12 protein-coding genes are annotated in these 13,609 nt (G+C 44.5%); 1 reads left to right on the top strand and 11 read right to left on the bottom strand.

The window, feature by feature from the left end; all coding sequences use genetic code 11:
• Positions 1 to 75 precede the first annotated feature (75 nt).
• Positions 76 to 1,239 (top strand): type III PLP-dependent enzyme, encoded by a 1,164-nt coding sequence (locus tag B3N33_RS02600; RefSeq protein ID WP_214060420.1) that lies wholly within the window; start codon positions 76 to 78, stop codon positions 1,237 to 1,239.
• A 31-nt stretch (positions 1,240 to 1,270) separates the two neighbouring features.
• On the opposite strand, the gene B3N33_RS02595 is transcribed toward B3N33_RS02600, so the two are convergent.
• The 11 genes from B3N33_RS02595 to B3N33_RS02545 are packed head-to-tail and all read right to left on the bottom strand — an operon-like array spanning position 1,271 to position 13,589.
• Complete coding sequence (locus B3N33_RS02595; protein WP_214079330.1) at positions 1,271 to 2,119, bottom strand: rhomboid family intramembrane serine protease; 849 nt, start codon at positions 2,117 to 2,119, stop codon at positions 1,271 to 1,273.
• A gap of 14 nt (positions 2,120 to 2,133) precedes the next feature.
• The gene (locus B3N33_RS02590; protein WP_214079331.1) at positions 2,134 to 3,054 is read right to left on the bottom strand and encodes a hypothetical protein; all 921 of its coding nucleotides are present in this window, start codon (positions 3,052 to 3,054) and stop codon (positions 2,134 to 2,136) included.
• Complete coding sequence (locus tag B3N33_RS02585; RefSeq protein ID WP_292592118.1) at positions 3,051 to 4,739, bottom strand: Rqc2 family fibronectin-binding protein; 1,689 nt, start codon at positions 4,737 to 4,739, stop codon at positions 3,051 to 3,053. Before B3N33_RS02585 ends, B3N33_RS02590 begins: the two co-directional genes overlap by 4 nt.
• A complete protein-coding gene (gene ispE, locus B3N33_RS02580; protein ID WP_214079333.1) occupies positions 4,721 to 5,590 on the bottom strand; it encodes a 4-(cytidine 5'-diphospho)-2-C-methyl-D-erythritol kinase in 870 nt (289 codons plus the stop codon). The genes B3N33_RS02585 and ispE overlap by 19 nt, the downstream gene beginning before the upstream one ends.
• Positions 5,551 to 6,129: an NUDIX domain-containing protein gene (locus B3N33_RS02575; protein WP_292588499.1), complete on the bottom strand. Its 579-nt coding sequence runs from the start codon at positions 6,127 to 6,129 to the stop codon at positions 5,551 to 5,553. The genes ispE and B3N33_RS02575 overlap by 40 nt, the downstream gene beginning before the upstream one ends.
• A 14-nt stretch (positions 6,130 to 6,143) precedes the next feature.
• The gene (locus tag B3N33_RS02570) at positions 6,144 to 7,244 is read right to left on the bottom strand and encodes a hypothetical protein (protein WP_292592116.1); all 1,101 of its coding nucleotides are present in this window, start codon (positions 7,242 to 7,244) and stop codon (positions 6,144 to 6,146) included.
• Complete coding sequence (locus B3N33_RS02565; RefSeq protein ID WP_214079336.1) at positions 7,241 to 9,835, bottom strand: CBS domain-containing protein; 2,595 nt, start codon at positions 9,833 to 9,835, stop codon at positions 7,241 to 7,243. Before B3N33_RS02565 ends, B3N33_RS02570 begins: the two co-directional genes overlap by 4 nt.
• Entirely contained in the window at positions 9,810 to 11,156 is a 1,347-nt protein-coding gene (locus tag B3N33_RS02560; protein WP_214079337.1) for a sigma-54-dependent transcriptional regulator, read from the bottom strand. The genes B3N33_RS02565 and B3N33_RS02560 overlap by 26 nt, the downstream gene beginning before the upstream one ends.
• The gene (locus tag B3N33_RS02555; protein WP_214079338.1) at positions 11,131 to 12,441 is read right to left on the bottom strand and encodes a sensor histidine kinase; all 1,311 of its coding nucleotides are present in this window, start codon (positions 12,439 to 12,441) and stop codon (positions 11,131 to 11,133) included. Before B3N33_RS02555 ends, B3N33_RS02560 begins: the two co-directional genes overlap by 26 nt.
• Entirely contained in the window at positions 12,428 to 13,210 is a 783-nt protein-coding gene (locus B3N33_RS02550; protein WP_099830689.1) for an SAM hydrolase/SAM-dependent halogenase family protein, read from the bottom strand. The genes B3N33_RS02555 and B3N33_RS02550 overlap by 14 nt, the downstream gene beginning before the upstream one ends.
• Positions 13,191 to 13,589: a GIY-YIG nuclease family protein gene (locus tag B3N33_RS02545; protein WP_292592113.1), complete on the bottom strand. Its 399-nt coding sequence runs from the start codon at positions 13,587 to 13,589 to the stop codon at positions 13,191 to 13,193. The genes B3N33_RS02550 and B3N33_RS02545 overlap by 20 nt, the downstream gene beginning before the upstream one ends.
• Positions 13,590 to 13,609 lie beyond the last annotated feature (20 nt).

Raw genomic sequence — 13,609 nt, 5'->3', positions numbered from 1 at the left:
GACATTTTATCTTTGGCATTCCTTCATAGTATCGATGCTACAATAACTTGATTATTTTATAGGAGGGATGCCGTAGTGCACATTACCCCTGAGGTAAGAAAGGCCGCAAGAGAAGTAAAGACACCATTCTTGATAATGGATATGGATTACGTTAGAAACAACTATTTCGACATTGTAAGCCATGTTAGGAATGTTCAGGTGTTTTACGCGGTTAAAGCGAACTCACACCCCAGGATTATCGAGACTCTTCGGGACCTCGGCAGTAATTTCGACGTAGCATCGCGCGGAGAGATTGAGAAACTCCTCTCGCTTGGAATTGGTCCAGAAAGAATGAGTTTTGGGAATACGATCAAGAAAGTAGAGGATATTGCATACGCTTATTCCGTTGGAATAGACTACTATGCTGTCGACTCGGAAATGGAAGTGGAGAAGATAGCCGCCCACGCTCCCGGAAGCAAAGTGTACGGAAGAATCGCTACCAGCGGCGGCGATTGCGACTGGCCTCTGTCAAGAAAGTTTGGAACCGATGTGAACCATGTCATTTCAATAATGGAATACGCCGATCAGCTTGGACTTGACGCTTACGGAGTAAGCTTCCATGTTGGTTCTCAGAATTACAACGTCAATAGCTGGGACGACGCCATAAGAGATGCCTCGGAAGTATTCAAGACTCTGCGCTCTAAGGGTATAAATCTCAGGATGCTGAACCTTGGTGGAGGGATGCCGGTTAAGCACGTCAGAGAAATCAAGTCTGTCAAGGCATATGGTGATATTATTAACAAAGCACTCGACAAGTACATGTCTTCAGTTTCTAATCTCGAGCTCTTCATAGAACCAGGAAGATCGATGGTTGGGAATTCAGCGATTCTCGTAAGCCAGGTGATCCTCAGAAGCAAGAAAGGTAATGAAAACTGGGTCTACATAGATGCAGGTGTCTTTCACGGCCTCACGGAGACAATCGAAGGGTTCAGATACGAGGTCCTTACCGAAGGAAAGGTTGATGACACAAAGATCTCTTTTCATCTTGCGGGACCCACATGTGATTCCGTGGATACGATCTATCATGAAATCGATCTTCCGAAGAACATTGGTTACGGAGACATATTATACTTCATCAATGCCGGTGCTTACACAACCGAGTATGCTACTAATTTCAACGGTATTGACGCTCCCCGAGTTCTCTTTGTAGAAGACTTTGTGGATGCTGAGATGCATATCGACGGCGACTTCATAGAATGAAAGAGCCCCGAAAGGGGCTCTTATTGTAATGTCAAAGAAATCTTCTCAAGCGTTCGAACTCCTCTTCTGAAAGTAGATCACGTCTGTAGAGCTCCCAGAGAACTTTTGAGGCTACTTCCTGATCCTTTAGACTGCTCAGCTCACTTCTCAACTGAACGATTCTCAACGTTCTCTCTTCTGATTTCACGTTTTTGAGATCGTTCAGAACAGGAATATACCTTACAAGAATATCTCTGGAGAACTCTTCGGGACTCTTCTCCTTCACCTTCGTAAAGACTTTTCTAGTACGGGCGAATCTAGCATAAGCAGGCTTTGCGAACCAACCGATTATCGCACCGGCCACAAGGCCACCAATATGAGCTGCGTTGCTTATCCCTGGAATACTGAAGCCGAGAAACAAGTTGATCAATATGATAGGAAGTAGGGAGTACCCGGTTATCGAGCGTAGCGCGACAGGAGTGTCATCTTTAAGTCCCAAAGTGAAAAGGATACCTACGAGTCCGAAGATAGCGCTGCTCGAGCCAATAGTGAATGCATTAGAAAACGCAGCAGCACTCAGGCTCCCGCTAATTCCCGTAATGAAGTAGAAGATAAGGTACCACTTCATACCATAAACTCCTTCAACTATGTGTCCAAGCTGAAATAGAGCCCACATGTTGAAGAGAATGTGCATCAGATTTCCATGAAGGAAGAGAGCGGTCAGAGGGGTGTAAATGAGGCCATTTGAAAGAGCAAACCTGCTCACCCCGCCATAAACCGTTATCAAGTCGCGATAACTGATACCCTGTGGGCCCCTGAAAAGCCCCATGATCATAACAAAAAGATATACGACGACATTTATTATTATCAAAGTTATGGTTGCACTTCTGAATCGGATCAATTTCCTTCCTCCTGCTAAACTAAAAGTCTTGTGAGCCTGTTGAACTCATTTTCCGTAAGTAACTGCTTCGAAAGTAGATTATTGAGCAGAGATAAAGCCTGGTCGGATTTCAGATCGCCCAGATCTCTGAATAGAGAAGCGATAATCTCTTTTCTTCTTTCGCTTTCGCCGGTCGTGGCAAGACTGGAAGAGTATTTGTCCAGGATTTCTTTGTCTTTCGTTTTTGGACTCTCTATTCTCTCTTGCTGTTGCTCCTGAATCGCCTTTTCCTTAAATGAAATATCTAGCTCGTCAAGCTTACTCTCGATCTGGTTGTGAAATCTTTGTATAGCGGCCAACCTGTATCTCATGAACCAGCTAAACAGGCCGTAGGTTACGAGCGTGAAGACTACCATCACAACTATAGACAGTGGCTTGACAATCAACTCAGGGATGTTCCTGTGTTTGCTCTCAAGTGACTGTATCTTCATCTCGTCGTTGTACAGCATTGTGATCAGCTTTCCGTAAAGAAACAGAGAAGCGATTCCTGTCAAGAAGAACAACCAGCTGGAAAGAACGTAGCCAGTGCCGAGCAGCGTCATCAGTTCTTCCACGCTGGGGACATCGAGGTTGATGTCTATGTTTTCAACAATGGCCTTGACGATATAAAGACCCGTCAAGTTCATTGTCAAATAGCTGGCGGAGTACAGAATTACCCAGACTCTGGAATTACTTGTGATTTTGAGCTCAAGAATTTGCTCCGGCTTAACGAGGCCCTTCGTTTTCATATTCTTTATGTGTCTATCGCGATTCCAGGCAAGAATATACCAGATATAGAGGCTTATTGTCATTCCGATAACCGACATCGTCATCGACACGGCAGCACTCGAAAAGAAGATCGAAGCGTAAGTTAGGAAACCTCCTAAAAAAAAGATATATGGAGGAAGCTTTATCATTTTTTCGGTACCATCTCTTTGGTGAGATCTACCGTAACTGTTTCCGATTTTTTATATAGAACCATCCCTGGCTTAGCTCCTTTGGGCTTTCTTATGTTTTGAACTTCGGTATATACTACTTCCACCTTCCCAGATTGCTTTCCTCTTGAATACATTGCTGCAAGAAAAGAGCCGTAATGGAGAGCATCTGAAGTGATCTCTTTTCCCGCTCTCTTAAGTATAACATGGGCTCCGGGAATGCCTCGGGCATGAAACCACAGATCATTCCTGGAAGCGTTTTTCGTTATGTCGTCATTCTGAAGATTGTTTCTTCCCACGAGGTACTTCATTCCATCTCTTTCGAAGACTCTCGGTCCGTACTTCTGAACCTTCTTTTTCTTCTTTCTTTCGCTCTTGCCTTTGTGAATTATTCCTGCTTCTTCCAATTCCGATGAGAATTCCTGAATATCGTCAATTGTTTCTGCCTGAACGATCATCTCTTTCAGCTGCTCCAAGTAATCGCTTTCAGCACGAAGTATTCTCAGCCGTTTCTTCACTTGAAACTCTTTCCGCTGTGACTTGCTGAAGTACTTGAAAAAGAGTTGTGCGTTTTCCGATGGCGTCAGTCTCTTATCGAGCGATATTCTCACCTTGCTAGAGCTTTCCCAGTCATCAAGCTCCACTTCTGACTGTCTTTCCTTCAACCGGTAAAGATTTGCGACGAGTAGCTCTCCGTATCTTCTGAATTCTTCATAGTTTTCCACTTCTGCAAGCTCTTTCTCAAGCTTCTCGGCTAATAGGAAGAGTCGCTTTGAAGCTCTCTCGATTTTTCTGAGAATCGTTGACTTTCTCCTGTCAATCTCGGTTTCAACCCCTATCGATTCAAGAGTCTTGCTGATCGCCAGGGATGCCGGAATCTTCTCACAATGACCCTTGAAATCAAGAGGGATTGGAGAAAGCTCATTTCCGTTCTTGGCTTCAAGAGTGAAAAGAAAGTCGTCACTGGAGTTGTCTACCAGACTCTTCAAGAATTCGGCAGTCTCGCGGAGCCTTTCCTTTCCAAGTGCAAGAGGAGGAACGTCTTCAAGTTGAAGATATCCGACTATGTTTTCAGTTGTTGCTCGTGAGAGGCCAGTAAAGGATACGCTGATTGCCTTCGAAAGAATCTGATTAGACTCTTGAAGGGTGGAGACAATTTCTTCAGCTGACAGTTCTCTCAAACACCTTCCGGGGCTTTCGGGAGAATAATACTTAAGTCCTCTAACCAGAGACCTCTTAGAAGTAATCATCTCTTTGAATGTCTGCTCTATCAAGCCTTCTTCATTAAGCACTATCATATTCGAGCCCGGGCCAATGAATTCAGTTACAATAGAGTACTTCGTCCTTTCGCCAAAGGCATCCCTTCCTTCAAAGTCTAGCCTCAGTATTCTGTCCATTTCCTTCTGTTCTATTCCTGTGACAAAGAAACCGTTCAAATGTCTTCTCAAGAAGATGCTGAAAGGGGTTTCTAGCGACGGGGAGTTCCGATCTCTTTCAGATGCAATTACATATGGAGAAGAGGGGTTTACGGAAATCTCGATTCCCATCTTTGACAGCTTAAGAAAGAATTCCGTCTTTCCAATCTGATATACCTGCCGAAGCTGCGTTCCAAGACCAGTTGAGATCTCTGCTAAGACTCTCTGAAGAGTCAACCCGTCGAATACCATATTCTATTCAGCTCCTCTGAACTAATGAACCTGTACTTTCCAATTCTGCCTTGAAAAAGCGAGAAGATGGTTGATCCTGATCCTGTCATCATTGTAACGACTGCATTAGGCTTCTCCAACGAGGATTTCGAATAATGCTCTTTGATCTCCGCAAAGCGACTGAAGATAGGATTCTGAAATGAATTTAGAGAAAGATTCTTTATCCCAAGGCTATCATGAGCCTTCAGAGCTTTATAGTATTGCTCGGCCCCTCTCTCATCAATTCCAGGAAAGAAATCCCCTTCATCTATTAATCTGTATGCCAGTACTGTCAAGACCTCAACCTCCGGAAAGCTCAAATCAACGGAATATCCCGTTACATCGCCAGGATAACTAAGAATCTCGCCTCTTCCCGAAACTATTGCTGTTCCACCTCTAAGAAAGAAAGGGACATCGCTACCGACCATCGATGCCATTTCAATCACTCTTTCAGGTTCGATTTCGAATATCTGAGCAAAGAATCTCAGTAAAGAAGCGGCATCTGAACTACCTCCACCCAAACCTCCTCCTGGAGGAATCCTCTTCTTCAGTTCCATTCCAATTTCGATCTTTCTCCCAGTCTGCCTTTCAACTTCAGTAAGCGCTTTGTGAAGAGTGTTCTCTTGATTCCAGCTTATGTTGGTATTGCATTTGAAGTAAGTCTCACTAACTCCTGGAGTAAGGATCAGCTCATCAAATAAATCTATTGTCTGGAAGACGGAGCTTATGTTATGAAATCCGTCACTTCTCCTCTTATCTACCGCAAGATACAGGTTTATCTTTGCCGGACATTTCAACGAGACAGAAGATATCCCAAAACGATTTGAGACCATGTTTCCATCTTCTCCCTATATTTGTAAAGCATTGCCAGGTGGACCATCTCACCCGTGAACTTTTCTACTTCGTTAAATCCGTTGAAATCCACCTCTGCCAAGTATACAATACCCATGTGGACCCTGCTTACAGCCGTCTGAAGGTCATTCAAGATTCCCAAGTATTCAATTGAGTGAATTTCCACCGAGACTTCTTCTCGGATCTCCCGTTCGAAGCCATTCTCAAATGCCTCCCAGGGATACGCTCCGTCTTGTGGATTGATGTGACCCCCGACACCTATCGAATACATGTCGTGAAGACGCGCTTCTCCTTGCTTCTTAGTTCTCTTCATGAGGAGGTGTTCATTTCCATTCTTGAAGACCGCATAAGGTATTATTTGCCTCATTGATTCATCGTGCTCTGCATCGGAACGCGGTACGAACCTTCCGAATCTCCTGACGCGTTCTCTAATTTCATCCAAAGGAAGAGCCAGCAACCCGTTACGGGTTGCCAGCTCTCCTAGACAATCAACATCGACTACGAGAACTCTCTCTTCCAAGCCTTTCTCCTTTGCTACCAGATCATCTCAGCAGCTTTGATTACATATGGATCATTTATTACCTGGGGTTCTACACTGTCAAAATTCATAACTACAACTGCAAAATAACTATCCTCACTCCAAAGTGTTCCATATTTCGATTCATGAAGGTACGCTACTGCGGGAACAATTGCCTCTTCTCGAAAATCGCCGCTTGCTTCAGAAAGAGAGAATTCATTTTTAATATTATATATATGAGTTGCTCTGTAACTTGAACGATCGATTTTCACAAGATATATTAGTGTGTCTGGACTATCCAGAACAGCCTGAGAAACGTTCAGTGATACTATCCAGTCTTTGGCTCTCCATCCTGAATCTAGTCCTACAAGACTCTGCGGCTCGATTCGCATCTTGAATCGGTTGTGATCAATATCCACAAGCTTAAACCAGTTCTCCATGGTTGTAGAAACAGATGTCGAGGTGCTGTTTACAACGTAGTCAGCATCGCCATGAAACACCACTTGTGCAGCCGGAAGAATGCTTTCATTTTTAGGGTATACTCCCCAACCGATTCTGTTGTAGTAAGCAGTTGAGTGCAGAGCCTTGCTGAGTTTAAAAAACACAGGAGTCCTTGCCGAACTTGATCTACCACCATCCAAATAATCCTCAAACCACAAGTCTGGTGTATTGAACCCAAGACTCTTCTCGAAGACCTCAACCAATACATCGGGTATTTCGCTTACGTGTTTCGTAATCTCTGAGCTGTAGTTCGCATGATCTCCACTTGCACTGGTTCCAGAGATTTTTGCGGTAATCTTGATTTCGAAGTTTTCGTAAACAGGAAGGTAAACGACAACTTTCGAGTTTCTGTCGCTCGGGATTATTTTAACCAGGTCATTTCTCGGTATCCAATTAAAACTCCCTTGAGGTTTGGCATCTACTGACCACTGGTAGTTCGACGATTGATCTGGCATGAATAATAGTGCGTTGGCTTCAATAACGACCGGCTTTCCGGGTTCCCATCCGATTCTCTGCGCTAGAAGCAGGATGGTTCCTTTAATTGGGAAACAAGAAGAAACTGTGAACGCAACTACTACTAATACACCCAATACCAAGAACAACTTCGCTCTTTTCATTTCGATCCCCTCCCTTTCAGGTATTTCCTGACAAATTCATCTTCCTCTTCTTCAGCAAGACCGTCCAGTCTCGCACAGAACAGTCTGTCAAGCGCTTCCCTGATCTCCGGTCCTTCTTTCATGCCGTATTTCTCTATTAGCGCGTTTCCGTCGATTGTCAATCTTGTTTCGCTCAATCTCTTCAGATAAGAGAAAAACAGGAGGTCATAATCATTATCGAGATGGCTGTCAATGAAGTTCAGGGTTTCCGGTTTCCTTGTTCTAAGCAAAACATGAAACTGAGAAGGCGTTTTGGGCTTCTCATTTACTATTCTACCAGCAGTGTCTATTGCATCAGTAAGCCTGTCGAGAAAGTTTCTCGTAAGTCCGTAGCGTTCGATACACCATTCAACAGCCTCATTATCGCTATTTCTAAGCATAATCATCAAGAGAGTGTAGAATATTTTGTCTTCTCCTATAATCGAAGCGTTTCTGTCTCTTCTGCAGAAGTACCTGTAAAGCATTATATCGGTTTCTCTATCAAATTTCGACTGTGGGAAGAGCTTCTCAGTTACGCCAAACCCCGAAAGCCTTCTCAAAGCCTTCAAAGGAAGAGGTTCATAGAGAGTCTTAATCAACTCATCCCTAAGCCGTTGCCCTGTCACTCTATCAAGATAGCCTTCGGCAGCGCACTGCTTCAGTAGTTCGGCAGTCCTCACTTCAATTTCGAATCCAAAGCGTTGTTCGAACCTAACTGCTCTGAGAATTCTGGTTGGGTCCTCAATAAAACTAAGTGGATGCAGCGCCCTTATCACTCCTTTTGAAAGATCCCTTCTTGAACCAAAAAAATCGATCAGTATCCCAAACTCTTCCTGGTTAAGTTTCACTGCCATTGCGTTTATTGAGAAGTCCCTTCTATATAGATCTTTCTTGATCGTGCTCATTTCCACTTCCGGAAGCATTGCAGGCTTCTTATAATACTCAGTTCTAGCGGTAGCTACGTCGATTCTCAGCCCGTCGTTGAAGAACATCGAGCTTGCAAGGAACTCTCTGTGCTCTACGATCTTGATGTTGAAATATTTCTTGAAAGTCTCGGCAAAAGCGTTTGCGTTTCCCTCAACTACAACATCCAGGTCAAGATTCTGTTTGTTAAGAAGTAAATCTCTGACAAAACCCCCAACGATATATGTCGGCATATTCAATTCGCTCCCGACCGCTCCAAGAAATCTCAACATAGTTACTATTCGCTTTTCCACACGTTCCTCAATGAGATCTTCGATAGGAAACTTCGAATAACTCTGATCACTGTCATTGCCTCCAGGGTCGATTATCCTCTTTCTTCCAAAAGCGCTTTTCAGCAAATCAGTTCTAGTAACGATTCCAATTAGTATGCCGTTGTCGATAATCAGTATTGCGGTTGTATCGTTCTCTACCATCTTGTCAGTCGCCGATTGAACTGAATCATCAGCAGAGGCTGTAACGAAAAAGCGGTCCATGACTTCGATTATTCTTCTTGTTGCAAGTCCGTGGCGAACGGCTTTTTCAACGTTTCTGTACTTCGAGACACCCACTATCTTTTCGTGGTCTACCACTGGAAGTGTGTGATGACCGGTTCTGTGCATTATCTTGAAGACGTCCTCCACTTTCATCTCGGCTAGTACTGTTCTTACAGGAGAAGACATTATCTCCCGGACCTTTATAAGACGATCAATGTTGTCTTCGAAGTTCCTGATTATCTTTTCTTCGGCATCTTCAACAGAGCAAGCTTCAAAGTAGCCGAGAGTGTAAGACCCGCCGCCGTTCCTTAGAACTCCCTCGAGTTTTGCCGTGTCTAGACTCATGTATCGTGATCTCATTGTGAAATAGACTCTGCTTTTGGTCTCGAGCAAGACCACTAGATTCTCGACCCCCAGAAACGACCAGAGCTTCTCCACAACGAGACTGAAGCCGCCGGGTAGAGAGTCTCTCTTTGCAGTTGCGATATTGACTTCCACGCCTCTGACAAGTTTGCTCTTCAAACCCAGGATCAATGATTCAACAAGTCTCTGCTGGGCTGAACTTAACCTGTAACCAGAGTAAACTCCCAGGTCGTCCGGCTGGGCACCGATATCTATAAGCCACGCTGCCGTTCTGAGGTCCTGTGCTTTGGTCGAGGCATGGGTGAAGTTTCCCGTTTCCCTGTAGATGGCCGTTGCAAATAGAGTTGCCTCATTTCGGGAAATCTCCTTCTTCTTCTTCCGCAATTGGTTGCACAGTAGAGTAGTGCAGGACCCCAGTTCTCTGAAAACTCCGATCTGATTGCCCGAAAGACTTGTCCTGTGATGATCGAAAAACCTTAATTCTGTGTTCTTTCCGATTACTCTTTGCAAAGAAGAGGGAATCCTCTTTATATCTGATGTGTCAACAATAACCACAGAGGAGAGATCGGAGATCTTCAGCTCGTTGATGTAGTAGAAAGACAGCAGAAGACTTTTCGAAGAAAGGAAGCTCTTCAACGCAGGAACAAGCTGTCCTCCAAAGACGATAATGTGATCTGGATAGAGCTTCTGAGCTGCAACCGCAGATGCGAACGCATCGAAATCCGGATTACGGTGAGTTGTTATTACTTTCAAAGATGTTCCACCTCTTAAGTTTTTCGTAAAGCGTGCTCTTGCTTATCCCGAGAATCTTCGCAACTCTTGTTTTGTTTCCTTCGTTTCTCTCAATTAGCCAGTATATGTAGCGCCTCTCCAGCTCGTCGAGAGATACTTCTTCGAATCTAAAATCGTCTTCGAGAACTTGCTTACGTTCGGGAGTTGTCGAACGGGAGAGGCTTTTCAAGGTACCGTTCACCGCAAGGATTGACAACAGCCTGTTACGTAGTTCACGCACATTCCCTGGCCAATCGTAGTCCTTCATGCTTTCGGTAAACTCTTCGGGTACTTTTGAGATCCTCTTCATGCCAAGCTCGTCACAAAGCGTAGGCAAAAAGTGACTAATCAGAAGTGGGATATCTTCTCTCCTCTCCCTTAAGGGGTCAATCTTCAATCTCACGACGTTCAGTCTGTAGAAGAGGTCACTTCTGAAGACACCTTCAGCCACGGCGATCTCCAGGTCTCTGTTCGTTGCCGCTATTACTCTCAAATCAAGCTTGCGAGAATTGGTACCTCCCAGTCTCTGGCTGCTAGATGTCTCAAGCACTCTCAAGAGCTTCACTTGCATAGGAAGCGGCATCTCCGATATCTCGTCCAGAAAGAGTGTTCCGCGATGAGACTCCTCGATCAAGCCGGGTTTTGAGTTCATTGCTCCGGTGAAGGCTCCTTTCTCATAACCGAAGAGTTCGCTTTCGAATAGATTCTCAGGAATAGCACCGCAGTTTATCGGAACGAACTTCTTTCTTCCGCTTTTTTGATGAATGGTTCTTGCAACGACTTCCTTTCCGGTACCGCTTTCGCCTTCAAGGAGGACTGTCACCTTCTTCGGAGCAATCATTTCAATCGTTTCCTTCATGCGAATAACGCTTTTGCTATTTCCAAGTATCTCTACGGGTGGTTCCGCAACTACCATTTCTGCAAGGTTATCTCTCTCCCGAGAAACCTCCGAGAACTCTATTGCTCGCTTCACTTCAAGGAGTGCGTGAGTCAAGTCGAAGGGTTTCTCAAGGAAATTGAAGGCGCCATTTCTTACGGCTTCAATTGCAGTGTTGATGTCTCCGTGTGCTGATACTACTATTACAGGTGCATTCGCCGAGGCCTCAGGAAGAATTTCAAGTCCCGAACCGTCGGGCAGTCTCACGTCAAGAATCAGACAGTCGAAGATTTCTTCGGATATCTGCTTTTTTGCCTGCGCCAGGTTATATACCTGTACAACTTCGTATCCCTCTTCTTCCAATGCTGCACCCAGCAGTCCGTTGAAAGCGAGATCATCGTCAACCAATAGAATTCTGCTCTTCATTTACTTGCCTCCTGAAGGTCAAAGCAAATACTGTTCCCCTTCCGGGTGCGCTCCTCATTTTCAATCTTACATCGTTCTCTTCGCAGAAACTGTGGACGAGGTACAGTCCGAGCCCCGATCCCTCTGACTTAGTTGAGAAGAAAGGTTTGAATATCTTTTGCTGAGCCTCTAAGTCTATTCCCTTTCCGTTGTCGGCTAGAATCAGCGTCAGAAGTTCTCTTGATGCCCTTACTTTTACGAGGATCAGACCTTTTCCATGAGTAGTTGCTTCAACAGCATTCATGAAGAGGTTTTTTATCACATTCTCGAGTCTACCCTTTTGTATCAACACAGTTCCCTTATCAAGAGAGACTAAACTAAGCTGAATCTTTTTTTCGGAGAAGATTGATGACATAAAGCTGGCGATTTTGCTCACCTGCTCTGACAGATCGACTCTTTCAAACTCTTCTCCATATCTGAAGATCTGTAGAATACCCCCAACCCTGCTTTGAAAAGAATTTAGCTCTCTCGACAGAGTCTCAATATATTCAGCTTTATTTGTTCTCTTGAACAGATCAAGTGCCAGTCTAACATTTGCGAGAGGTTGCTTGAGTCCATGTGCAAGGTCGGCGACTGTCTGAGCGTCTACTGCGTATCTTCTTGTCTTTTCAAGAAGCTGTTTTGTCTTCCACTGACTGGTCTTGTCGGTAAGAGTAAGCAAGAAGCCGCTCTTTTTCTTATGTGCTACTGAAACTTGGTAGCGTTTTCCGAGTTTCTTACTGTAAACTTCGTACTGCCCTTCTTGAAGAGGAAAGATTAGGCCTGTTCTTCTTGTGAATCTGTCAATTCGCAGATACCTGGCACCCTGGCTTCCATAGGAAAAACTCTTGATGAATGCCTCGTTTACTAGGTCGAAATTCCCTTTCTCGTCAACCGAAACAACGGCAATATCGAGAGTATTAAGGAGTTCCGAGTAATCCATGTATAGTTTCTCATAGTAGTTTCTCTCTTCTTCCACCTGGAGAGAGAGATTCCTGTAGAAACCATATATCTCGTTGAACTGACCATCAAGCTCTCCAATAGTCTTTTTCTCACCTGTACGGACAAGTCTTATTAGCCTCTCGAGTTGCCTAACTAGTGTGAAATAAACGGTAACGGTCGATGTGGCCGCCAAAACAACTACTAGAAAAACTCTCTCGAGACTGAAACCGTATAAGAGGGAGAACAGGAATCCTGCGCCCAGCACTACTCCGCCTACGATGTAGTGATAGCCTGGTTTGAACAGACCTCTATCAGACTTTGACAAGCGTTATGGGTTCTCCTTCTTCAATAGAAAGGAAATGCTGTGCGCTTCCCTTGTTCACAGTTATCTCCAAAAAACCGGCTGAATCGAAGTGAGCCATCAGGTTTCCCGGGTTGACATCGTAGTAAGTGTTTCCAAAGGTCAGCTTGAAGGGTCTTCTCCCTTTAACTATCTCAAGAGTATCGCCTTCTTCCAGATCCTTTCCAAGAGATGCTGGAATATTGGTCTCGAGATTCCCAAAGTGATCATAGAAGGCGGTCTCTCCCATAATCGTATTTCCATCTCTGACAGGCTTCTTGTATTTCAAGTACTCGAAGTTCATAAGTCTTGAACCAAGCTTTTCTGGCTCGACTCCCGCATCCACATAGGCTGCCACTGGAGCGAAGATATCTCTACCGTGGAAGCTTCTAGAACTGCCTCTGTGGTATTCTCTGTTTTCCAATTCACGAATCTCGTGAATACCATACTCTTCCCCAACAAATGTGAACAAACCGTTGTCGGGGCCAACAAGCCGCCTTCCATCCTTAAGAATCATCATTATTGGCTTTCTCGAAGTTCCCACGCCGGGATCGACAACTGCGAGGAAGACTGCATCCTTGGGAAGATCCCGTATTACTCTTTGCACGACGTATGCTCCGTGTTTAATGCTGAAAGGTTTGATATCATGGCATATATCTATTATCTCGGCCTTTCTATTTACTTCTTTAATCGCGGCTTTAGCTACACCAACATAATAGCTGCTTAGTCCCCAGTCACTCAAAAATGCTATCACAGTTATCCCTCCATATTAGGACGATAGAAGAGAATACTCTTTCTACGCCTTCTGATTCCAGCTTATAAAGATTTGAATCGATCTTACAGTCTGTGGCTCCGAAGCCGGGAACTTGTTTGCCGTAATTCGAGACGAACCGGGAAAGCTGTTCTTCTCTACGGTGCTCAGATGGAAGTAGCAACACTGCAACAACTTCTGCCTTTTCTCTCAGGAAATCGATGTGCCAGTGCCGTTTCTTTCGCTCAACGAGGTGCCTCTTAACTCGTTCTGAAAGAGATTTCATTGCCGATCCAACGTAAAGATAGTATCCCATTTCCAGAGACCAGGCCTTTCCACGAGAAGAAATCTCTTCCGGCTCCTTCAAAAAAAGTAGAATCAAATAGTTTCCCTTATTTTGAT

The organism is Mesotoga sp. UBA5825 (assembly GCF_002432955.1).
Lineage (GTDB): Bacteria > Thermotogota > Thermotogae > Petrotogales > Kosmotogaceae > Mesotoga.
The sequence above is the reverse complement of the archived record's forward strand: the minus strand, read 5'-3'. Positions and strand labels throughout refer to the sequence as shown.

Bases quoted from the DNA above. Each gene is read 5' to 3' on its own strand.
- B3N33_RS02585 (WP_292592118.1), bottom strand. From the start codon at position 4,739: ATGGTATTCGACGGGTTGACTCTTCAGAGAGTCTTAGCAGAGATCTCA.
- ispE (WP_214079333.1), bottom strand. From the start codon at position 5,590: ATGGTCTCAAATCGTTTTGGGATATCTTCTGTCTCGTTGAAATGTCCG.
- B3N33_RS02560 (WP_214079337.1), bottom strand. From the start codon at position 11,156: ATGAAGAGCAGAATTCTATTGGTTGACGATGATCTCGCTTTCAACGGA.
- B3N33_RS02590 (WP_214079331.1), bottom strand. From the start codon at position 3,054: ATGATAAAGCTTCCTCCATATATCTTTTTTTTAGGAGGTTTCCTAACT.
- B3N33_RS02570 (WP_292592116.1), bottom strand. From the start codon at position 7,244: ATGAAAAGAGCGAAGTTGTTCTTGGTATTGGGTGTATTAGTAGTAGTT.